20 protein-coding genes and 1 tRNA gene are annotated in these 20,393 nt (G+C 59.7%); 4 read left to right on the top strand and 17 right to left on the bottom strand.

Annotated features, from left to right (window positions below; genetic code table 11):
* Window positions 1-80: 80 nt before the first annotated feature.
* The 4 genes from BM364_RS05360 to acs all read right to left on the bottom strand — a co-directional run bounded on the left by BM364_RS05360 (window position 81) and on the right by acs (window position 5,311).
* On the bottom strand, window positions 81-1,142 hold the full coding sequence (locus BM364_RS05360) for a glycosyltransferase family 4 protein (RefSeq protein WP_092423907.1): 1,062 nt from the start codon (window positions 1,140-1,142) through the stop codon (window positions 81-83).
* Between the two features lie 90 nt (window positions 1,143-1,232).
* Window positions 1,233-2,018: a UDP-2,3-diacylglucosamine diphosphatase gene (locus BM364_RS05355; protein ID WP_092421870.1), complete on the bottom strand. Its 786-nt coding sequence runs from the start codon at window positions 2,016-2,018 to the stop codon at window positions 1,233-1,235.
* Between the two features lie 89 nt (window positions 2,019-2,107).
* Window positions 2,108-3,190, bottom strand: a complete 1,083-nt coding sequence (locus BM364_RS05350) for a glycoside hydrolase family 3 protein (RefSeq protein ID WP_092421867.1) — start codon at window positions 3,188-3,190, stop codon at window positions 2,108-2,110.
* Between the two features lie 168 nt (window positions 3,191-3,358).
* Complete coding sequence (gene acs, locus BM364_RS05345; protein WP_092421865.1) at window positions 3,359-5,311, bottom strand: acetate--CoA ligase; 1,953 nt, start codon at window positions 5,309-5,311, stop codon at window positions 3,359-3,361.
* Window positions 5,312-5,463: 152 nt separating this feature from the next.
* Here acs and BM364_RS05340 point away from each other — a divergent pair, with 152 nt between their 5' ends.
* Window positions 5,464-6,030, top strand: coding sequence for a hypothetical protein (locus tag BM364_RS05340; RefSeq protein ID WP_092421862.1), 567 nt, complete (start codon window positions 5,464-5,466; stop codon window positions 6,028-6,030).
* Window positions 6,031-6,168: 138 nt separating this feature from the next.
* Here BM364_RS05340 and BM364_RS05335 read toward each other — a convergent pair whose 3' ends face one another.
* From BM364_RS05335 to BM364_RS05315, 5 genes are all read right to left on the bottom strand, one after another.
* Window positions 6,169-7,491: a lipopolysaccharide biosynthesis protein gene (locus BM364_RS05335; RefSeq protein WP_092421859.1), complete on the bottom strand. Its 1,323-nt coding sequence runs from the start codon at window positions 7,489-7,491 to the stop codon at window positions 6,169-6,171.
* Window positions 7,488-8,657 (bottom strand): lipid II:glycine glycyltransferase FemX, encoded by a 1,170-nt coding sequence (locus BM364_RS05330; RefSeq protein ID WP_092421856.1) that lies wholly within the window; start codon window positions 8,655-8,657, stop codon window positions 7,488-7,490. Before BM364_RS05330 ends, BM364_RS05335 begins: the two co-directional genes overlap by 4 nt.
* Before the next feature lie 110 nt (window positions 8,658-8,767).
* Window positions 8,768-9,463 carry a YjbE family putative metal transport protein gene (locus tag BM364_RS05325; protein ID WP_092421853.1) on the bottom strand — a complete coding sequence of 232 codons (696 nt, stop codon included), beginning with the start codon at window positions 9,461-9,463 and terminating at the stop codon, window positions 8,768-8,770.
* A gap of 203 nt (window positions 9,464-9,666) precedes the next feature.
* A tRNA-Lys gene (locus BM364_RS05320) sits at window positions 9,667-9,742 on the bottom strand.
* A gap of 183 nt (window positions 9,743-9,925) precedes the next feature.
* A complete protein-coding gene (locus BM364_RS05315; protein ID WP_139232488.1) occupies window positions 9,926-10,138 on the bottom strand; it encodes a hypothetical protein in 213 nt (70 codons plus the stop codon).
* A 283-nt stretch (window positions 10,139-10,421) separates the two neighbouring features.
* Here BM364_RS05315 and BM364_RS05310 point away from each other — a divergent pair, with 283 nt between their 5' ends.
* Window positions 10,422-11,528: a pyridoxal phosphate-dependent aminotransferase gene (locus tag BM364_RS05310; RefSeq protein ID WP_092421847.1), complete on the top strand. Its 1,107-nt coding sequence runs from the start codon at window positions 10,422-10,424 to the stop codon at window positions 11,526-11,528.
* Here the strand turns inward: BM364_RS05310 and BM364_RS05305 are convergent.
* The 8 genes from BM364_RS05305 to BM364_RS05275 form a co-directional block, all read right to left on the bottom strand.
* Window positions 11,522-12,460, bottom strand: coding sequence for an endonuclease/exonuclease/phosphatase family protein (locus BM364_RS05305; RefSeq protein ID WP_092421844.1), 939 nt, complete (start codon window positions 12,458-12,460; stop codon window positions 11,522-11,524). The two genes, BM364_RS05310 and BM364_RS05305, sit on opposite strands and share 7 nt — an antisense overlap.
* A gap of 7 nt (window positions 12,461-12,467) precedes the next feature.
* Window positions 12,468-14,027 (bottom strand): 2-isopropylmalate synthase, encoded by a 1,560-nt coding sequence (locus BM364_RS05300; protein WP_092421841.1) that lies wholly within the window; start codon window positions 14,025-14,027, stop codon window positions 12,468-12,470.
* A gap of 117 nt (window positions 14,028-14,144) precedes the next feature.
* Complete coding sequence (locus BM364_RS18750) at window positions 14,145-14,267, bottom strand: hypothetical protein (RefSeq protein ID WP_280140622.1); 123 nt, start codon at window positions 14,265-14,267, stop codon at window positions 14,145-14,147.
* 95 nt (window positions 14,268-14,362) lie between these two features.
* Entirely contained in the window at window positions 14,363-15,247 is an 885-nt protein-coding gene (locus BM364_RS05295) for a PhzF family phenazine biosynthesis protein (protein ID WP_092421838.1), read from the bottom strand.
* Window positions 15,248-15,253: 6 nt separating this feature from the next.
* On the bottom strand, window positions 15,254-15,745 hold the full coding sequence (locus tag BM364_RS05290) for a heme-degrading domain-containing protein (RefSeq protein WP_092421835.1): 492 nt from the start codon (window positions 15,743-15,745) through the stop codon (window positions 15,254-15,256).
* A 105-nt stretch (window positions 15,746-15,850) separates the two neighbouring features.
* Window positions 15,851-16,870, bottom strand: coding sequence for a ketol-acid reductoisomerase (gene ilvC, locus BM364_RS05285; RefSeq protein WP_092421832.1), 1,020 nt, complete (start codon window positions 16,868-16,870; stop codon window positions 15,851-15,853).
* Window positions 16,871-16,898: 28 nt separating this feature from the next.
* Window positions 16,899-17,546 carry a TetR/AcrR family transcriptional regulator gene (locus BM364_RS05280; protein ID WP_244542777.1) on the bottom strand — a complete coding sequence of 216 codons (648 nt, stop codon included), beginning with the start codon at window positions 17,544-17,546 and terminating at the stop codon, window positions 16,899-16,901.
* Between the two features lie 115 nt (window positions 17,547-17,661).
* Window positions 17,662-18,546, bottom strand: coding sequence for an alpha/beta hydrolase family protein (locus tag BM364_RS05275; protein WP_092421826.1), 885 nt, complete (start codon window positions 18,544-18,546; stop codon window positions 17,662-17,664).
* Between the two features lie 143 nt (window positions 18,547-18,689).
* On the opposite strand from BM364_RS05275, the gene BM364_RS05270 reads away from it, so the two are divergent.
* Both BM364_RS05270 and BM364_RS05265 read left to right on the top strand, forming a co-directional pair.
* Window positions 18,690-19,814 (top strand): NADH:flavin oxidoreductase/NADH oxidase, encoded by a 1,125-nt coding sequence (locus BM364_RS05270; protein WP_244542776.1) that lies wholly within the window; start codon window positions 18,690-18,692, stop codon window positions 19,812-19,814.
* Between the two features lie 136 nt (window positions 19,815-19,950).
* Window positions 19,951-20,370 (top strand): hypothetical protein, encoded by a 420-nt coding sequence (locus tag BM364_RS05265; RefSeq protein ID WP_139232487.1) that lies wholly within the window; start codon window positions 19,951-19,953, stop codon window positions 20,368-20,370.
* Window positions 20,371-20,393 lie beyond the last annotated feature (23 nt).

Below are 20,393 nucleotides of genomic sequence, written 5' to 3'. Positions count from 1 at the left end.
CAGCGCCCCGTATCCTTCACTGCCCCGCAGCGTCTTTCATTGCAAGAGCATTCCCGCGCTCAAGTGCAACGTTTTAAATTCTAGATCGCCGTCGCCAAATGAGGCAATCGAGCGGTGGCGGGCACGAGCCCATCGAGGAATTGCCGGGCGCTTGCAGCCCAGGTGAAACTCTGTGCATGCGCGCTGGCATCTTCCCGCTTGAGCAGCAATGCTTGTCTTACGGCGCTTTCGAGATTTTCATCGACGACCCCTGCCCGTTTGTCTGTCAGAACGTCTCTCGGACCGGTGACCGGAAACCCAGCAACCGGGATTCCGCAGGCGAGCGCCTCGGTGATCACGTTACCGAACGTATCGGTGCGGCTGGGAAAGACGAGAACATCGGCGCCCTGATAGGCCTCGACAAGCGCCGAACCGTGCAGGTAGCCACAAAAGATTGCATCCGGGTAGAGCTTTTCAAGGCGGGCGCGATCTGGCCCATCGCCTACCACGATTTTGGTGCCGGCTATCTCCAGGGAGAGAAACGCCTCTATGTTCTTTTCGGCCGCCACGCGCCCTACATAGAGAAGTCGTGGACCTCGAAAGTGCTGGAAAGTGGCCGACCTGCCCGGTTTGAACCGCTCCATGTCCACACCGCGCCCCCAGAGTTGGAGATGCGGGAATCCGCGCGCAGCCAGGTCATCGCGGAGCGACGGTGTCGGCACCAGTGTATTCCCAGCCGGCTCGTGGAACCAACGCAAGTAGCCGTAGCTCCACTCCTCCGGCACTGGTAACCGCGCCGATACATACTCGGCGAAGCGGGTATGAAAGCTGGTCGAGAAGCCCTTGCCACGTTCGATGCAAAATTGCCGCGCCAGGAGACCAAGCGGCCCCTCTGTCGCGATATGGATATGGTGAGCTCTCGCATGCGCCATACGGTGAAACACCGCCCGGCGAGACGCTAGCGACAGGCGGATCTCTGGATATGTCGGAACTGGAACAGTCCAGAAAGCTTCGGGAGTCAGATAGTCGACCTGATGGCCTCGCTGCCGTAGCTGCTTGCCCACGCTTTCCAATGTCCGGACGACACCATTGATTTGAGGTCGCCAAGCATCCGTAACGATGAGAATACGGCGGGGTGGAACAAGCGAAACGAGATTGGCCATGGCGGCACCGCGCAAGCTGATTCAGGCTTGGCCAGCCTGCACCCGGCAAATTGCGCTTCCGTGACCGATCCGCGACAATGGGGCGAAGGCTCAGCGTGCCCGTGCACGGCGCGCTTCGCCCACTACCATCTCCGTCCACTTGATCAACTCGAACGTGCCGTCGTGATTTTCCGCCACGGCCGTGCAGCTCTCGACCCAATCGCCCGTATTGATGTAGTGGATGCCCATGCGATCGTGCATGTCAGCGAAGTGGATGTGCCCGCAGATGACGCCATGAACACCTGATTCCCTGGCCTCGTGGACTAGAGCCTCTTCGAAGCGCCCAATGACCGAGACGGCGTTCTTGACCTTCTGCTTGGCCCAGGCGCTGAGCGACCAATATTGCAGCCCCAGACGTCGGCGCACCCAGTTGATGACGATATTGACTCGCAGCGCCAGGTTATAGGCCCAGTCGCCCACATGAGCGAGCCACTTGGCGTTCATCACTACGACGTCGAATTGATCACCGTGAATGACGAGATACGTGCGTCCCGTTGCCGACGTATGCACGGTGCGGTCGACGAGCTCGATTTCACCGAAATAGGTGCCCAAATACTCGCGCAGGAACTCGTCGTGATTACCCGGGAGATAAACAATGCGGCTACCGGCCGACGCTTTATCGAGCAGGATCTGCGTCAGGACGTTGTAGTCCTCTGGCCAGTGCCAGGCCTTGGCGAGGCGCCATCCGTCAAGGATATCGCCAACAAGATAGATTGTCTCGGCATCGTGGAGCCGGAGAAAATCGATCAACTGCCGCACCCGTGTCGGCTTCATGCCTAGATGCACGTCGGAGAGGAACAGCGCCCGGACGCGCCGGACCTCGCGGTCATCCGTCATTGCCCTCTGCCCTCCAGATTACCGGCGCACCTTATATTCGCACGGCAACAGAAGGAACCGGCCTGCGCACAAAGAGGTGGAAAGCTTGATTAGTTCAGGCTTTCCTTGAGAGACACAATGCGCCTGTAGCTCTGTTCGATCCGCTGGGCGAATTCGGGATCAGACGCCGCCTCGTCAACCAGGATCTGCAAAACTTCGCCGGAGAGCCCGGGCCGCTGATAGCCGGTATTGGAAAATAGCAGAATATCCATGCCTGCCTTGACGCCCTCGATCACCGTCTCTTCAAGAGTGAAGTGGTCGCGGATCGCACCCATCTCGAGATCGTCGCTGATGACGACGCCATCGAAACCGAGATCGGTGCGCAGCACGCCTTCGATCCACCGGCTCGATAGCGAGGACGGAGTTTCACCGTCACCATCTGCATAGGTGTCATGGTAGAGGTGCCCAACCATCACCATGTCCACAACCCCTTCCCCAATCAGCTCACGATAGGGCTCGAGTTCAGCTTCGTCCCAGGTCTTGCTGATATCCACAAAACCCTCGTGGCTATCGGCTGTAGAAGACCCATGGCCGGGAAAATGCTTGAGCGCAGTTGCTAGGCCCACGGAATGGTGTGCATTAATGAAAGCGCGATCATAGGCGATCACGGTTTCCGGATCGGCACCGTAAGCGCGGCCGAACTTGGCGATCACCTGGTTATTGGGATTGGTGTTAAGGTCGGCAACCGGACCGAAATTGACCGTAAAGCCATTTTCGGCGATGCCCTCCGCCATCCGGGCATAGATCGCCTCGGCTGCGGCGGGATCGTTCTGGGTCGCAATGACTGAAGCGCGTGGGATCTCTGTGAACCCTACATCCTCCGTCAGCCTTTCGACCGCGCCACCCTCCTGATCGAGCGTGATGAAGGGAGGCAAGTCAGGCGATGCAGCCCGGAAGGCCTCGTTCATCGCCTGAACATTAGCAAGACTCGTGACGTTCTTTTTCAGATACATCACACCCCCGAGACGACCCGCAGCAAGCTCATCCACGATTGCGCCTACGCTGGCATCATCGGCCGAAGTTCCGTCGAAGCCGATGACGATCATTTGCCCCGCCATTTCCTCGATCGTAGCGGCATGAACCGGAGCAACAAGGACAAGGGCAGCAAAGGCTGTAGCGAGATAGGGGCGCAAGGGCGGGCTCCGGGCGAATCTGTTCGCGCAGAGTGATCACGAAATGGGGGCGAGACAATGGTCTCTTGCAGGCGTGGTCCGCCAGCCAACTCTCCAATTGATGTCACGTTAGCTGAATGAGGCGAATGGCCCCCGGAACAAATCCGAGGGCTACCCTTTTTGAGCCGATCAGCCTTCAGGGCGATTCTGGCGATTGGCGATAAGATCATCCACCACGCTGGGATCAGCCAGGGTCGAGGTGTCGCCCAAGGACTGGTAATCATCCTCCGCAACCTTGCGCAGGATGCGACGCATGATTTTTCCGGAGCGGGTCTTTGGCAGGCCCGGCGCCCATTGGATAAGATCAGGCGTCGCGATGGGACCGATTTCCTTGCGCACCCAATTGCGCAGTTCGGCGCGCAGATCGTCCGAACTGGATTCGCCCGCCATCAGCGTGACGTAGCAATAGATCCCCTGCCCCTTGATATCGTGAGGATAGCCGACGACCGCTGCCTCGGAGACTTTCGGATGGGCGACAAGAGCGCTTTCGACTTCCGCCGTTCCCAAGCGATGGCCCGAGACATTGAGCACGTCGTCCACACGGCCCGTGATCCAGTAGTAGCCATCTTCGTCGCGACGACAGCCATCGCCGGTAAAGTAATAGCCCTTGTACTGGCTGAAATATGTTTCAACGAACCGCTGGTGATCGCCATAAACGCTGCGCATCTGGCCCGGCCAGCTGTCCTTGATAGCCAGCACGCCTTCGGCCTTGGTCTGCTCCTGAACCTTGCCCTCCGGCGAGAGGACCACCGGCTGCACGCCGTAGAAGGGCATGGTGGCGGAGCCGGGCTTGGTCGGTATCGCGCCCGGGAACGGTGCAATCATGTGCCCACCGGTCTCGGTCTGCCACCAGGCATCGACTACGCTGCAGCGCTCCTTGCCGACATGCTTGAAGTACCAGAGCCAGGCTTCCGGATTGATCGGCTCGCCAACCGTGCCAAGAAGGCGCAGGCTCGGCATGTCGTACTTGTCTGCAAATTGCGAGCCGGCACCCATGAGCGCGCGGATGGCGGTCGGGGCGGTGTGGAAGATGTTGACCTTGTGCTTTTCAACGACCTGCCAGAAACGGCTGGCGTCCGGGTAACTGGGCACGCCCTCGAACATCAATGTCGTCGCGCCGTTAGCGAGCGGACCATAGACGATATAGGTGTGGCCCGTGATCCAGCCTACGTCCGCCGTGCACCAGAAGACCTCGCCATCGCGATAGTCGAAGCTGAGCTGATGAGTGAGAGAGCCGTAGACGAGATATCCGCCTGTCGTATGGAGCACGCCTTTCGGCTTGCCGGTCGAGCCGGAGGTATAAAGGATGAAAAGCGGGTCTTCCGCGTTCATCGGCTCGGGGGGGCAGTCCGCGCTGACCTTGGCGGCTTCGTCCTCGTACCAGACGTCCCGGCCCTGCTCCATGTTCACCGCATTGCCAGTGACCTTGACGACGATGACCTTATCGACGCCGCCGACCTTGGCCAGAGCCTCGTCGACACATTTCTTGAGCGGAATGATCTTGCCGCCACGACGGCCTTCGTCGGCGGTCAGGATGACCTTTGAGCCGCAGTCCTCGACGCGGCCGGCGATGGAATCGGGGGAAAAGCCACCGAAGATCACCGAGTGAACCGCGCCAATCCGCGTGCAGGCGAGCATGGCAACCGCAGTGTCGATGACCATCGGCATGTAGATGGTGACGCGATCGCCCTTCTTGACGCCATTGGCCTTGAGCACATTGGCGTAGCGGCACACGCGCTCGTGCAATTGCCGATAGGTGACCTTGCCGTCAGTGCCGGGGGTGTCGCCTTCCCAAACGATGGCGGTCTGATCGCCGCGCTTGTCGAGGTGCCGATCGATGCAATTGTAGGAGACGTTGAGGATCCCATCTTCGAACCATTTGATCGAGATATCGGGATAAGCGTAGCTCGTGTTCTTAATCACGGTGGGAAACTTGACCCAGTCGAGGCGCTTGGCCTGCTCGGCCCAGAAGCCATCGGGGTCGTTCACCGAACGCTCGTAGAGCGCGGCATACTGCTCCGCCGTGGTGTGGGTTTGCGCAACTGCAGCCGCGCTTGGCTGGAACAAGAGCTGTTCGCTCATTGTCATCCTCCCTAGTCTCTCCCGATCCCGTTCTAATGCACCCCCCTGTCCTGCCGCAAGCCCTTGACCTCATGACCGAAACGCGCAGCGACGCTCCATTAACGGTCATAGGCTAAATTGGACGGCGTCGCGCACCGATTGGGAGCAGTTCCGTGGCCGAAATGACGATCCGCCCGGCAGGGCGCGCGGATATCGATCTCGTCCACCACGAACTGATGGATGTGATCAGCACCTCACCCTTTTACAGCGAGCGCTTCAAGGCGCACGAAAAGGGGCGGCTAGATAAGGTTTATCTCCAAAACCTGCTCGCAATGGATCCGTGGCACATTATGATCATGTGTGCCGATGGCGTGCCCGGCGGCGCCATGGTTTCGGGGCCGGAGTTCGGTGCGGTTTTCCGCTACTGGAGCTGGGTGTTTCCGTCCCACCGGCAGACCAAGCTCGGCATGTTCGGCATGCGGGCGTTCGATCAGCACTGGGACAACAACCGCTTCCACAAGGCTTTCACCTTTGTCCGTCCCGACAACGAGGTGGCTCGCATGCTGCTGCGTCGCTACGGGTATCGGGAAACCGCGCTGCTCGAACAGCATATCTTCGGGGAAGACTATCTGCTGATCGAAAAATTCTACACCAAGGCCGAGGACGGCTATGACAGCGGCGTCAATGTCGGTCGGCTGGGGCGGCTCAGGAACAGCATCAGGGGTCTTGTGGGAGGCTGAAAGCGCCCCTCGCGCTAGCCCTCTCCCCGAAGGGACGAGGGAATCGCTGCGGTTCCCTGGAAAGGAATCTGCCTCAAACTGAATGCCATCCCCTCGCCCCTATGGGGAGAGGGTTAGGGTGAGGGGTATTTTTCGCTTCTACTCTGCCGCAAAGAGAGCACGTCTCGACCTGAACCATTGCAGGATCGAGACGTCGAGCTTGGCCATGTGAAGCGCGGTGAGCCAAAGGGCCAGCGACCAGACGCTGATAGCGACGACGGCGGCGATCGCTGCGCCGATCAGTCCCATTTGCGGCACAAGAAGAAGATTGCAGCCGAACAACGTAGCAAGTCCAAGACCGATAGCCGGCAGACTGGCCCATGGCCGGTCGTGAATGGACAAGACGATCGAGGCGGGCCCCGCGGCGGAGCGTACAACAAGCGACAGGCACAGGACTGCGAGGGGCACGGCACCTGCAGAAAATTCTGGCCCGAACAGCATCAAGGCGAACGGTGCTCCAAAGACTGTGCCGGTAAACACCAGGATGGCAACGAGGCTTGCAACAACGTTGGCTTCGCCCACCTTGCGATTGAACGTGACGCGGTCAGCCTTGGCTTCGCTCTCGAATATGTCGGGCATGGTCACGGCATATACAGCCGCCACACCGAATGAGGCCAACGAGAACATCCGGGTGCAGACGCCGAAGATCGCCAACTCCTCGCGCGTCAGCAAGTGGCTGAGAAGCAAGAGGTCAATGTCGAAAAAGAAATCGGTCGCAAGGCTGATGACGACCCATGGCATGGCAAAGCGCCACCAGCGGCGGGCTTGCGGCGCCTCCGGTTCGGACGACGGGGCGATCTCGGGAACGCTCTGGAGAACGAAGGCGAATTGAACAGCCGAGACAATGACGTAGCCAACGCCGATCATCCACAGCATTTGGGTGAACCCGACGTCGGCAATGCCGCTTCCCAATGCGAGAAGAAATGCCCCGAGAACAATCATGGGGCGCAGAAGGGTGTCGGCAAAGAAGCCTGCAAATGGCCGCTTCAGCCCAATGAGTGCAGCACTATTGACGTAGACGATGGCTGTCCCAAGGGTCAGGAGAGCGAACGGCACGAAATGCATGCCGACTGCCCCCTGCCCCAGCCCGAATGCATCCAGCACCAGCGGACCGACAAGCACGAGACCAGCAAAACTCAGGGCAACGAACCCATATGACCGCAAGAGAAAAGCGATCATCTGTTCTCGCTGGCCCTTGGCTCGATATTCAGCGGCGAAATAGGTACCCACGGTGTGGTAGCCGAGCGGCATGACCACGGAAACGAGATTGACGCTGGCCACAACGAGCAGGAATTCGCCGAGGATGCCGGCGCCCCAGAACCGGGCGATAAGCGCCTGCGCGACGAAGATGAACCCAGCGCCGAAAATGCGAGCGGCGAAAATGATGAACGATTGGGACGCTAGGCGCCGCGCAAGGCTCATCTGAGATACTCGTCCCAGACATGCGGCTCCTGATCAGGCTTGGCCTTGTGGCTCGAAAGTTCGTTGATGTACCGCCGCATATGCTGGAAAGCATCTCGCGCGGCGAAAGCGCCGTTCCCGAAAACGCGTGCCCACGGTTTGGCGGCAAAGTTGAGGACCGGCGGGACGGGTCGGATGATCCCCTGTTCACCGACCATGCCCTTCTTGAACTGGTGCAAGCCTTGAAAGCCGTCAGTTCCGCCGAGGTCGTACCAGCGGGCGGTAGTATTATCGCGCAGCCAGCGGATGGCATGATAGTGCAGGAAGTAACCCGCCCGGATCGGCAAAGCCCGGTCGCTTGTCGCACCATAAAGGTATACGGCCCGCTCACCTGCCTTGAAGATCAGCGCGCCGGCGACCGTCTCCTGCCCCTCGCGCACGAAGAAGAGTTCGGGCCGTAGCGGTTCCTCAAGCGCCATGAGCGCATCGAGCGTGTCATAAGCGGAATGATCCGGAAACTGCTTGCGCTCGCTCATGGCTGAATAGAGCGTCTTGAATGTGTCAATTTCGGTTGGCTCGGCACGGCGGAAATCGAGCCCTGCCTTCTCCGACTTGTTCAGATGGTATCGCCACTTCTGAGCGAAGCTCTTGCGCAAAGCAACATCATCCAGGCGGAGATTGACCATATACCGATTGGGAAACATCAGGACCGAGCCGCGCTGAAAGCCCTGTGCCCGCAGGTCGAGATAGCCTTGATTGATGGCTTCAGGCGCCGCGTGCAGCAACACCGACAGCATCATGCCCCGGCGCTCGGCATATTCGCCCATCAGTTCCTTGACCATGGACCGGCGCAGGAGATCGGCATCCGGCCTATCGCGCACGGCCAACATAGGTGCCCATTTGACGACCGCAATCTTGCCTACCCCGAAGGGCAGCGGCTGAATCATGACGAGGGCTCCGCCCACAAGCTCGCCGCCACTGTGAAAGACGACGGGTTCCTGCGCCACCCCAGGCCACCGCACAGCGGCAAAGGCATGCATCTGCTCCTGGCAGACCTCATCGAAACCGCCGATGATCGCATCCCAATCAGAGCCCGAAACGCGCCGCGTAGTCAGAGCTAATGTGTGCCGTTCCGCACCCAGGGTCTGCGGGGCCGCATCCAGCAGTGTTTCAGCAACAATGGACATCAAAAGCCCCGCAAATTGTACTTTTGCGGAGCATATTAGGGACTTGAAGTGATCAATTCGCTATCGCGAACCGACAAATGCGCCGGAACTGAACACTTGGTTAGCGAATCCTAATGGCCAACCGCGGCAGCTGCATGGGGCGTGTAAAGCAGCGGTATGGGTGGGATGGTCAAAAACTGTCCGGCGCCGTCGATCAGCATGCGCACGGCCACGAACAGTATGATGGCCAAGCCCACCCAGGCGATCCAGCGGAAGCGATGCAGCAGGCGCGCGATGAAGCTGGCCGCAACGCCCATCATGATCACCGAAAGCACGAGCCCGAAAACCAGAGCTTCGAAGTGGTGCTGCGCCGCCCCGGCAACGGCGATAACATTGTCCAGTGACATCGAAACGTCAGCAATAACGATCTGCGTGACTGCCTGCCGGAGGGACTTTCGAGGCGCTGTTGCGGCAACCGAACTGTCCGCGTTCTCGCCGTTGCCGTCTAGCACCTCGGTTGCTGCACCCTCCTCGGCGGCGCTGACCGTGAGCTCGCGGTACATCTTCCAGCAAACCCAGAGCAGAAGGAGGCCACCGGCGATCAGCAAACCGCCGCCAAGCGAAAGCAATTCGGTGGTGATCAAGGCAAAGCAGATGCGCAGCACCGTGGCGGCAAGAATGCCGATCAGGATGGCCTTACGCCGCAATTCTGCGGGCAAGCCGGCTGCTGCAAGGCCAATGACGACAGCGTTGTCGCCCGCCAGAACCAGATCGATTAGGATGACCTGGAACAGCGAACTCAGAAAACTCGGATCAAAGCCGAACATGAGGGGAGCTTTCCATCAAGAAGACTGCAGCGCTATACGCCCCAGGATGGAAGGAAGAAAGCCGCTGCTCCGTATACCGACGCGGATTTTTTGCGAGGAGCGATGAAAGTGATCAAAGCCATCTGTGAGTGAGGCAAAGCCAGAAACGACGAAGCCAGCCCGTAGGCTGGCTTTCGTGAGATCGTCATCTCATTGAGATACTTTGGTGGGTGCACAAGGGCTCGAACCTTGGACCCGCTGATTAAGAGTCAGCTGCTCTACCATCTGAGCTATGCACCCGTCTTTGTTGACCGGCACCAAAGTGAGGCGCTTTTAGCAAAGGGATTTTGGCCTGTCTAGCGCCCAATTCCGTACCCTGTGGATAAAGTTGAAAATCCTTCTGGATCTCCAGCTTGGCCGGGGCCTGCTCCGTCTACCTCCCGGGTTCCGCCGCGCTGTCCGACATCATCTACAGGCAGGCAATCAGAACGAGTTCCCCCCGCGAGCGGCTCGACGGTAAGCAGCCATGTCATAGACATTTGCCGGCGTTGCTGGCTCTTCGGCGGTCCTGTCGTCCATCAAGCCGATCGTGCGTTCGATGATGTGGCGGATCTGGCGGGACCGTTGGTCGCTGCCCTGCAAAATGACTGCTGCTCTTTGCAAATGGTCTCGAGCGAGCAAATAGGTAGGGTTCATCGTCTGGCTCCGTGGTGAGGTTTCGAGGCGGTGAATCACCTTGCGAAACTTACCCCGAGGGTGGACGCTCATAGTTTTCCGCAACTTACTGAAAAGGTTAAACTTTTCTGCAAATTGTAGATGCTGGCAAGGCGTGTGGAGACGTCCGCATCAAGGGGCCCCCAACGCATTCAACAGGATTCCTGCCTGTTAAGAACTCGATGCATTCCCCAACGATCTTCTCATGCGTTCGCCTAAGAGTTCAGGTAGAAGCGATTCTACAGTGAACCGCCCGGAGCGCACGATGCCCCTGCCCCCATTCACCGAAATCGCCGAGAAACTCCCCGAGACTGTACCCTTCGTGGGACCGGAGTCCATCGAGCGTCGGCTTGGGCGTCCATTCAAGGCCCGGATCGGTGCCAATGAATCCGGCTTCGGCCCGAGCCCGAAGGTTCTCTCAGCGATCCGCGATGCGGCGGGAGACATCTGGAAGTACCCTGACCCGGAAAATCATGAGCTACGCCATGCTCTGGCAGGCTTTCACAAGATTGCCCCGGACGAGGTCAGCATTGGCGAAGGCGTAGATGGTCTCATGGGGCTTGTCGTCCGCTTGTTTATCGGGCCAGGCGATGTTCTCCTCACATCTCATGGTGCCTACCCCACGCTGAACTATCACGTTGTCGGCTTTGGGGGACGCCTGGAATTTGTTCCCTATGCCGGAGTGCATGAGGATCTCGATGCACTTGCCGAGGCAGCGCAGCGGCTCAGGCCGCGGATCGTTTACGTCGCCAATCCGGATAACCCGATGGGCTCCTATTGGGGTCCGGAAGCGATTCAGGATTTTATCGCCCGCATCCCGGAAGACTGCCTGATCATGCTCGACGAAGCCTATGGTGAACTCGCTCCCGCGGGCACACTGCCGCCTCTCGACACGGCCAGGACAAACCTTCTGCGGCTACGCAGCTTTTCCAAGGCATATGGCTTGGCTGGGATCCGCGTCGGCTATGCCATGGGTCCTCGCAGGATAGTCGGTGCGTTCAACCGGGTCCGAAACCATTTCGGCGTCAACCGATTGGCACAGCAGGCCGCGCTGGCGGCCCTTGCAGATCAAGATTATCTCGCGGCCGTAAAAACGCAGATCGAACAGTCACGGAAGCAGATTACGCAGATCGCCCAGGAGAATGGCTTGAGCGCTCTGCCATCCGCCACGAACTTCGTTGCGGTTGATTGCGGTCGTGATGGCGCCTATGCCACGCGCATCCTGGAAGAACTCGCCCATCTGGGCATCTTCGTTCGCAAGCCCGGCGTGCCGCCGCTTGATCGGCACATCCGCATCAGTGTCGGCCCTAATCCAGAGATGGCTGCGCTATCGGAAGCAATGCCACGCGCCATATCTGCCGCAGATCAGTAAAGCCCTATGCGAGCCAGTAGATAACGATGGTTCGAGCCGTAGCTGTCGTCTCCGGCCTCTAGGGTTTCGACGCGCGCATTGCCTCGTGTCAGCACATTGTCGATCGGCACGCCGAGCGGACCCAATTCCACCGGCCAGGTCGCCGGATAGTTGGGTGGCGGGATCAACTCCGCCCCCCGTCCGAACCACCGCATAGGCCCTGACCAGATGGCGCTGTTGAAGTCGCCCGCCAGGACAACCGGCCCTTCGATCCCTTGAAGAACACGCTGCACGTACCAGAGCTCCTGCAGCGAGGCTTCGTCGAAATAGGGTTTGGACAGATGCATGCCCACAATGGTCACGCCAACGCCGTTCACGTCAATAGGGGCAAGGGCAAGACGCAGGCGGCGGAATGGCGGCAGCTCGCGCACCTCCCCGCCGATAATCGGGTGGCGCGAAAACAGCGAAATATCGCACCGCGCGCTCTGTTCACACCCGATGCGATAGGGCAACGCCGTTTCGATCTTTGCCAGGTGATTCTCGATACCCGGCGTCTCCATGATCAAAGCCACATCTGGCGCCAGGAGGGTAACGAAATCGACGAGCCTGTCGGCCTGGCGGTTAGATGCGAGAACGTTGAAGTTGAGCAACGTCAACTCGGCGCGTAATGGCCCGGCCGGCTCTGTTCTCCGGCTCGCGTAGTCAACGACATGGTAGAGACCATGGGCAAGCGCTATGGCCAGGAAGCCGACAAACAGCAGTGCGCGCCACTTGGCACCAAAAACGACCAGAAGGAAAGCGAGAACAAAGCCAAGCGCCACGAGGTGGAAGCGCAGAGTCTGCAACAGCAGTTCCCCGGGCAGGCCCGGGGTTACCGAGGTGATAATCAGGATCAGCGCAACGACGCCCGAAAGGGCTAAGGCCGCGCCACGAAGTTCAGCACGGCCCCACATCCTCCCTTTAACCGGCCAGAGCGCCCTGAGCGGCAGCGCCCCGCTCGATCATCACACGATTGAGCGCGTTGAGATATGCGCGCGCTGAAGCCACCAGCGTGTCCGGCTCGGCGGCATTGCCCGAGGCGATGCGACCGTTCATTTCGAGGCGAACATGGGCCGAAGCCTGTGCGTCGGTGCCGCCGGTGACGCCATCGATTGCGTAAAGCACCAGATGTGGGTTCTGCCCAACGCCTTCCTTGATGGCGTTGAAGATCGCGTCCACAGATCCCGTCCCCTCATAGGTAACGGCGCTCTCCACTCCATCCACGGACAGCGTTATGCTGCACTTGTGCGTCCCGCCGGTCTTTGAGACCACTTCCATATCGACAAGCTTGATCCGATCGCCCACCGAGCCGACTTCGTCATCGACCAGAGCTACGATGTCCGCATCATAGACATGCTTTTTCCGGTCGGCGAGATCCTTGAAGCGCTGGAAGGCTTCCTGGAAGGCGTTATCGCCCAGCTCGTAACCCAGCTCCTTGAGCTTGTCCTTGAAGGCAGCACGCCCAGAGTGCTTGCCCATCACCAAGGTGGTTTCCTTGATGCCCACGCTGGCCGGGGTCATGATCTCGTAGGTTTCCGCATTCTTCAGCATGCCGTCCTGATGGATGCCGCTTTCATGCGCGAAGGCATTTTTGCCCACGATGGCCTTGTTGTACTGCACCGGGAAGTTGGACGCGGCCGATACGATGCGGCTCGCGCGCGAAAGTTGTGTCGTCTCGATGTCAGTGTAAAACGGCATGGCATCGCCGCGCGTGCGCAGCGCCATGACAACCTCTTCGAGTGCCGCATTGCCGGCGCGTTCGCCCAGACCGTTGATGGTGCACTCGATCTGGCGCGCACCACCCGCGACACCGGCGAGCGAATTGGCAACGGCCATGCCGAGGTCATCATGACAGTGGACCGAGAAGATCGCCTTATCGGCATTCGGCACGCTCTCGATGATGGTCTTGAACATGCGGAAATGCTCTTCCGGAACCGCATAGCCTACCGTGTCGGGCAAGTTGATCGTCGTCGCGCCCGCCTTGATCGCGGTATCAACGCACCGTTTCAAAAACTCGAGCGGAGTGCGCGTCGCGTCCATGGCCGACCACTCGACGTCATCAACGAGGTTGCGAGCCTGCGCGACAGTGCGCGCAATAATCTCAATGACTTCGTCCTCCGTCTTTTTCATCTGGTGCGCCAGGTGAATCGGCGAAGTGGACACGAATGTGTGGATGCGCCCTTGCTGGGCATGGCGCACCGCCTCGCCTGCCCGATCGATGTCGGCGGTAATGGCACGAGCCAGACCAGCGACACGCGCCTTCTTCACCTGCTTGGCGACGGCAACGACAGCTTCGAAGTCGCCATTGGAGGCGATCGGAAAACCGGCTTCGATGATGTCGACACCCATGTCGTCGAGCGCTTCGGCTACCTGCAGCTTTTCTTCGAGCGTCATCGTCGCGCCGGGCGATTGCTCGCCGTCGCGCAGGGTGGTGTCGAAAATGAAAACGCGTTCTTTGTTGCTGTTGTTGGCAACGGACATTTCTAAGCTCTTTCCTATCGGCCCCGAGGCAATGGCTCGTTGGACCGGACATTTCTCGATGTTCGGTTTATGGCGCAATCCCCTGACGACCCGCTCGCTAAGCCGAGCTGCCGGTGATCAGGGGCTGATAAGAAGGAGAAGGAGCGCAGGCAGCAGCAGCAAGCCAGCCGCAATCACCAGCCGGGTCTGGACGACCTGCTGCTGTGCGATGGCGATAGCTTTGGCGCGACGGCGCTGCATAGGAAACTCTCTGATTTGTCTGTACCATGCGTGAATTTGCCAACGGGCGCAAGTGTGACAAGCGCTACCGAGATTACTTTCTGAAACCTGAGCGCTCAGCCCAGATCCAGTTCCCCTTCTCCCACGACGACGGCATGCCCGCCGATCGCGCCATGGGTGATCACCTCGTTTTCCTTGCGCAACTGCAGCGAAATACGGCACAGCCGCCCCATCTCCTTGCCTTGACGCAAGACATAGTCCGCCTGCCCCGCGGCAAAATCCGCATGATCCGACAGCATGCCGATCAGCGCGGCAGCAGCAGAGCCGGTACCAGGATCTTCCCCCAACCCCATGCCGAACATGCGCGCGGCGAGATGGTTCTCGGCGTCCTCAGGCGTCAGCGTGAACACATAAGCCGAGTGCCGATCGTGAGGAAACACATCTGGGAAAAGCGTGTGCCTGGGGCTGAGGCGTTTCAGCACGCCCGCATCGCGCACCGGGATCAGATGAAACGTCACACCGGCAGAATAGACGGCGGGCGCGAAGAACCCGCAGCCGATCTCCTCGATCTCAATGCCCAATGCCTGCGCGATTCCCAGCCGGTCGGGCAGGTCAGCAAGCTTGGAAGGCAGCTTGGGCAAGGTGAACCTCGCCTCGCCTGCGCGAGCGCCGGTTTTCTCGAAAAGTGCGGTGACGAGGCCGACCTTTTCCTCGAGCCGAACCGCGCTTACCTTGTTCTGAAGACCCAGAACCACGGCTGCACCCACCGTAGGATGACCAGCAAAGGGAAGTTCCTGATAGGGTGTGAAGATCCGCACATTGGCAGAGTTCCGCTCCCCTTGCGCCTTGCAGAGGAACACCGTCTCGCTCAGGTTGAACTCGCGCGCAATTGCCTGCATCTCGTTGTCGAGCAGACCATCACCCTTGGTGACTACAGCCAGCGGATTGCCTTGCAACCGCTCCTGAGTGAAGACATCAAGCAGCAGGTAATGCAGCTTCATCTTGCATCAGCCCTCCGCCAACGCATAGTCGTGGCGATCGCGGCCCAGATGGTCGCAGAGAGCATCGACGGCCACCCCATGGTCCCGTCGCCCGGGCAAACCTGAAATAGTCAGAGAGCCGATGATCCCTGCGCCATGGACACGCAGAGGGAAACCGCCGCCAGCTATGACATAGTCCGCTGGGTCAGCGCCAGATTGCACCGAGAACGGCTCCTCACCCCGCTCAAGCACTAGCCGATAGCTGGCGCGCTGAAACCGCCGTACGGAGTTGACCTTGCGGCGCACCCACTCCGCATTATCTGCGCTGGTCCCCGGTGTGGCAGAAAAGAACAACTGCCGGTCCCAAGTGCGAATGTCCACAACCAGCGACAGCCCTTCGGTAACCGCGCGCTTGCGGATCGCCGCGCCGACCTCGAAAGCGACCCCCTCATCGAGCGAAGGGAGCACCAGCTCAAGCTCCTGCCGCTTAACGCGGGCAATATCGTCTTCTTTGCTCATCCATCAATCCCTAATCGATGACCGATCTACCTGCAGCCGGCTCGAAGTCGACGTTCTGACCCTTTACGGGTCAGAAGAAAACGGGGGCCGCAGCCCCCGTCCCGATTAGTTCTTTGCCTTGTCGACCAGCGCGCCGGCCTTGATCCAGGGCATCATGTCACGCAGCTTGGCGCCGACTTCCTCGATCGGATGCTCGTCGGCCAGGCGACGGGTCGCCTTGAAGCGCGAAGCGCCGCCCTTGTATTCCTGCATCCAGTCCGAGGTGAACTTGCCCGACTGGATGTCATGCAGCACGCGCTTCATCTCGGCCTTGGTTTCCGAGGTGATGATGCGCGGGCCGGTGACATATTCGCCCCACTCGGCGGTGTTGGAGATCGAGTAGTTCATGTTGGCGATGCCGCCCTGATAGATCAGGTCGACGATCAGCTTCACTTCGTGCAAGCACTCGAAATAGGCCATTTCCGGCGCATAGCCGGCTTCCACCAGCGTTTCGAACCCGGCGCGGATCAGCTCGACGAGACCCCCGCAAAGCACGGCCTGTTCGCCGAAGAGATCGGTTTCGCACTCTTCGCGGAAGTTGGTTTCGATGATGCCCGAACGGCCGCCGCCAACGCCCGAGGCATAGGCGAGCGCGATGTCATGAGCATTGCCCGACGCGTCGTGATGCACAGCGATCAAGCACGGCACGCCACCGCCGCGCTGGTATTCGCCGCGAACCGTGTGGCCGGGGCCCTTCGGCGCGATCATGATCACGTCGACGGTCGACTTGGGCTCGATCAGGTTGAAGTGCACGTTAAGGCCGTGAGCGAAAGCCAGCGCTGCACCATCACGGATATTGGGCTCGATGTCCTTCTTGTAGATATCGGCCTGCAGTTCGTCGGGGGTCAGCAGCATGATCACGTCGGCCCAGGCGGAGGCCTCGGCAACCGACATGACCTTAAGGCCCTCGCCTTCAGCCTTCTTGGCCGACGGCGAGCCGGGACGCAGGCCCACGGCTACGTCGGTGATGCCCGAGTCGCGCAGGTTAAGCACATGGGCGTGGCCCTGCGAACCATAGCCAATGATGGCGACCTTCCGGGACTTGATGATGTTGATATCGGCATCACGATCGTAATAGACGCGCATGGGTATCTCCCCTCAACTGCGTTTTTCTTTAGAGGTTTGCCTTGGCCCCATAGAGAGCCAGGAATTGATCCGTCGCGGCCTTCACATCGACTTCGATATTGGCTTCGACATTGGATTGGGTGAGACCACTGTCGCCGAGCAGCAGACGGATCTGCACATCGCGCACAACAAGGCCGAAAAAGGTCCGATAAGCATCCTCGCTGGCGGAAAAGCGCAGAAGTCGTGCATCGCGCGCTGCCTCAAGGATTGGTTTGAGGCGCCGGCGAATGGCCAGCGGTCCATTTTCAAGCACGATATTACCCAGACTGTCCTTTTCCTGCGCCGCATGGGTGATGGCTGTGCGGTTGAGGGTGATGGACACTTCGCCGATTATCGTGGTGAGTAAATCGCGCGCGAACTGCTCGAGGCTTTCCCGCAGCACCTTCGCGCTGAGGTGGCTGCGATCGACAGTGGGCATTCGGACCTTTGCGGCCTGCCACTGGACAGTTGCCGTCAGCAAGCCGTCGCGATCACCGAACCATTTGTAAAGCGTTTCCTTGGAACACGAAGCACGCCGTGCAACGGCGGTCATGGTGATGCCGTCGCCATTCTCGACAAGCAGATCGAGCGCTGCCGTCAAAACAGCCTGCTGCCGCGGCGTGAAGGTCTCTTCGCTGATCTTGATCGGTACGGGCAAGAGCCATCCCCGTTGGTTCCCAGCCGAACGCTTTCGGCTACTTTCGTCCGCAGCCGTACCGTACGGTACGGTTCTAGGCAAGTGGGATTCTGCAGGTGATGACTGTTTTGTGCCTCTACTGCAGTTGGCGATTGAAAAACTGCAGGACTGCTGCACGCATGGTCTCGGTTTCCCGATGACCGACACCAGGCTCGCTGATCTTTTCCAACATGGTCTCTGCGCCGGCATAAGCTGGCACAAGTTCGTTCCAGGCACGCTCGACGGCCAATGGCGGGCTGAGACGGTCTGCTTCCCCGACGCAGATCAGTTGTGGCCGCGGGGCGATCAGCCCCGCGATGGTTCCACCATCAGCTTCGCGTAGCAGTCCTGGAACCGTGAGATAGATGCCGTGCCCGTCATGCGCGCCAAGTTCAATCATGGTGCGAAAATCGGCAAAGCAGCACAGGTGCGCGACAGCTGCGATTCTCTCGTCTAGCGCTGCCAGCCAATAGCTCAGTACGCAGCCCATCGAAATTCCGAACGCGCCGACCCTACTCGGATCGACATCGTCGCGGCTGGTTAGATAAGTCAGCGCCGCAGCATGATCGGACAACATGGCTCCGAAGAGCGAACGGCCATGCCAGAGCAACGCTTTTGCTGCATAACTCTCGCTTACGCTTGCCCGTTCGCCGAAGATCGGCATGTCAATGCTAAGGGTGACGTAACCAGCACGGGCAAAGACCGGGCCGAACGGATCAAGAAGGTATTCCCGGCCATCGAGCAGTTCCTGCGCCCCGATCGCGTATCCGCCGCCATGGGAGTGCCCATAAAGGATGGCAGGCAGCTTCCGATCTGCCCCTTCAGGGCGGGTGAGAATTCCGCGCACGTCGGTGTTCCCGATCTGGAACCGGAGATGCTCGATGACATAGTCGTCCACATGCTCTTGCGTGCTTGAGATCAGCCGGAATTCAGGCTCTGCAAACCCAAGCAGTTCAGCGAAACGCGCTCTGGTAATCGCCACTTCGATCTTCCCCCAATGCGGCGCGGACCCTAGCCCGCGACGATTTGGCTTGGCAACTCAGCATTCTTTCATCGCCACTTGCCGATGAAGCTGGGAATGTGCATCTATCTCGCCAGCCGCATAAGGACCAGTACGAGACCTTGATGACACTTTTCTCTCCTATTTCCCTGCGCGATATGACAATGCGCAACCGCACTGTAGTCGCGCCCATGTGCCAGTATTCCTCGGTAGATGGCTTCGCCAACGACTGGCACTTTGCCCATCTGTCACGTTTCGGCATTGGCGGCTTCGGCCTTGTCGTGTTCGAAGCGACGGGTGTCGTGCCTGAGGGGCGGATCTCCTATGGCGATCTCGGGCTGTGGAAAGACGAGCATATCGCGCCCCTCGCCCGCATCGTCGATTTTCTTCATAGCCAGGGCGCCAAGGCAGGCATTCAGCTGGCGCATGCGGGCCGCAAGGCCTCGACCCCAGTATCCTGGCGTGGCGAAGCAGATCTGGCGACGGGCGAACAACGCGCCGCGGCAGGCTACGAGCATTGGCAGCCGGTTGCCCCAAGCGCTGTATCGCATGATCCGGCAGACCCAAGCTTTCAGGTGCCGCTGGCCCTCGACAAGGCGGGCATCCAGCATATCATCGACGGCTTTGTCGCGGCGACGCTGAGAGCTGAAAAGGCAGGTTTCGACACCGTCGAAATCCATGCAGCCCACGGCTATCTTCTGAACCAGTTTCTCTCGCCTCTTTCCAATCACCGGACGGATGAATATGGCGGCAGCCGCGAGAACCGCATGCGCCTCGTGCTCGAAGTAACAGAGGCAGTCCGCAAGGCTTGGCCAGAGCATAAGCCGCTCCTGGCGCGCCTTTCCGTCAGTGACAATGCCGAGGGCGGCTGGACGACCGAAGACAGCGTCGTGCTGTCGCGCGAACTCAAGGCACGTGGCGTAGACGCGATCGACTGTTCGAGCGGCGGGTTTGCGGAGGGGCGCATTTCATCTGCAGCTGCCTACCAGGTGCCTTTTGCGCGAGCGGTAAAACAGGGTGCTGATATCCCCACCATGGCGGTCGGCCTGCTGGGTGATGTTCATGAAGCCAATGCGATTCTCGAGAATGGCGAAGCGGACATGATCGCCCTTGCTCGCGGAGCGCTGAACGACCCCAATTGGCCGGTCCATGCGCAGCGTGCCCTGGGCAGCAAGGACTATTCGCTATGGCCGATCCAGGCGCGCCGTGTTTCGGACCATGATCGCATTCTCGGCCTTCAAGTCGCGTAAGCTCAACCGGGGCAGGCGTTTTCGTCTGCCCCGCTTTCCTCTGATCATCTTGGCGAACCAAATTTTGCCGCAACCTGCCAGCAAGTTTGGCAAACATGTTGGTCATACCCATGACTGGCACTTGAGGGACATGACCATGGACACTAAAGCAGCCATCATCGCACTGCTGTCGGTTTGGGGTGTCGGCACGGCGGGTTGCCTGCCCACAATGGCGCAGGAACCCGTGCTGGAAGACGAGGAAGATACGAGCAATCCTCTGCTCAACAAGGTTTGGGTCCTTCAGGGCGAAAACGGCGGTCCTGGCGCCATGCAGATCTTCCTCGCCGACGGAACGTTGGTCAGCGACAGCTGCTGGGAAACCTACCGGCTTTCGAAATGGCAGCAGATCTCGGAAACCGCCATTTCGTGGGAAGAGGATGGCATGACCATCAATGCGGACATCTCTGCGCTGAGTGCCGACGAACTTGTTCTCTCGCTCAAGCTCGGTAGCGAAGTTCTCGAGCAGCGTTTCGCCCCCGCCGAGGTGCCGACGGTGTGCCCGGACATCCCGCGCTAGTCACGCGGCCTGCCCACTTCAGT

The sequence above is a fragment of the Devosia crocina genome (genome assembly GCF_900116545.1).
In the GTDB taxonomy this organism is placed as follows: Bacteria; Pseudomonadota; Alphaproteobacteria; order Rhizobiales; family Devosiaceae; genus Devosia; species Devosia crocina.
Note: the sequence above shows the minus strand (reverse complement) of the source record. Positions and strands in the feature narration are given on the sequence as shown.

Excerpts from the sequence above, each read along its gene's own strand:
- BM364_RS05360 (WP_092423907.1), bottom strand. The coding sequence starts at position 1,142 with ATGGCCAATCTCGTTTCGCTTGTTCCACCCCGCCGTATTCTCATCGTT.
- BM364_RS05355 (WP_092421870.1), bottom strand. The coding sequence starts at position 2,018 with ATGACGGATGACCGCGAGGTCCGGCGCGTCCGGGCGCTGTTCCTCTCC.
- acs (WP_092421865.1), bottom strand. The coding sequence starts at position 5,311 with ATGAGCGAACAGCTCTTGTTCCAGCCAAGCGCGGCTGCAGTTGCGCAA.
- BM364_RS05335 (WP_092421859.1), bottom strand. The coding sequence starts at position 7,491 with ATGAGCCTTGCGCGGCGCCTAGCGTCCCAATCGTTCATCATTTTCGCC.
- BM364_RS05330 (WP_092421856.1), bottom strand. The coding sequence starts at position 8,657 with ATGTCCATTGTTGCTGAAACACTGCTGGATGCGGCCCCGCAGACCCTG.
- BM364_RS05325 (WP_092421853.1), bottom strand. The coding sequence starts at position 9,463 with ATGTTCGGCTTTGATCCGAGTTTTCTGAGTTCGCTGTTCCAGGTCATC.
- BM364_RS05315 (WP_139232488.1), bottom strand. The coding sequence starts at position 10,138 with ATGAACCCTACCTATTTGCTCGCTCGAGACCATTTGCAAAGAGCAGCA.
- BM364_RS05310 (WP_092421847.1), top strand. The coding sequence starts at position 10,422 with ATGCCCCTGCCCCCATTCACCGAAATCGCCGAGAAACTCCCCGAGACT.
- BM364_RS05305 (WP_092421844.1), bottom strand. The coding sequence starts at position 12,460 with ATGTGGGGCCGTGCTGAACTTCGTGGCGCGGCCTTAGCCCTTTCGGGC.
- BM364_RS05300 (WP_092421841.1), bottom strand. The coding sequence starts at position 14,027 with ATGTCCGTTGCCAACAACAGCAACAAAGAACGCGTTTTCATTTTCGAC.
- BM364_RS18750 (WP_280140622.1), bottom strand. The coding sequence starts at position 14,267 with ATGCAGCGCCGTCGCGCCAAAGCTATCGCCATCGCACAGCAGCAGGTC.
- BM364_RS05295 (WP_092421838.1), bottom strand. The coding sequence starts at position 15,247 with ATGAAGCTGCATTACCTGCTGCTTGATGTCTTCACTCAGGAGCGGTTG.
- BM364_RS05290 (WP_092421835.1), bottom strand. The coding sequence starts at position 15,745 with ATGAGCAAAGAAGACGATATTGCCCGCGTTAAGCGGCAGGAGCTTGAG.
- ilvC (WP_092421832.1), bottom strand. The coding sequence starts at position 16,870 with ATGCGCGTCTATTACGATCGTGATGCCGATATCAACATCATCAAGTCC.
- BM364_RS05270 (WP_244542776.1), top strand. The coding sequence starts at position 18,690 with ATGACACTTTTCTCTCCTATTTCCCTGCGCGATATGACAATGCGCAAC.
- BM364_RS05265 (WP_139232487.1), top strand. The coding sequence starts at position 19,951 with ATGGACACTAAAGCAGCCATCATCGCACTGCTGTCGGTTTGGGGTGTC.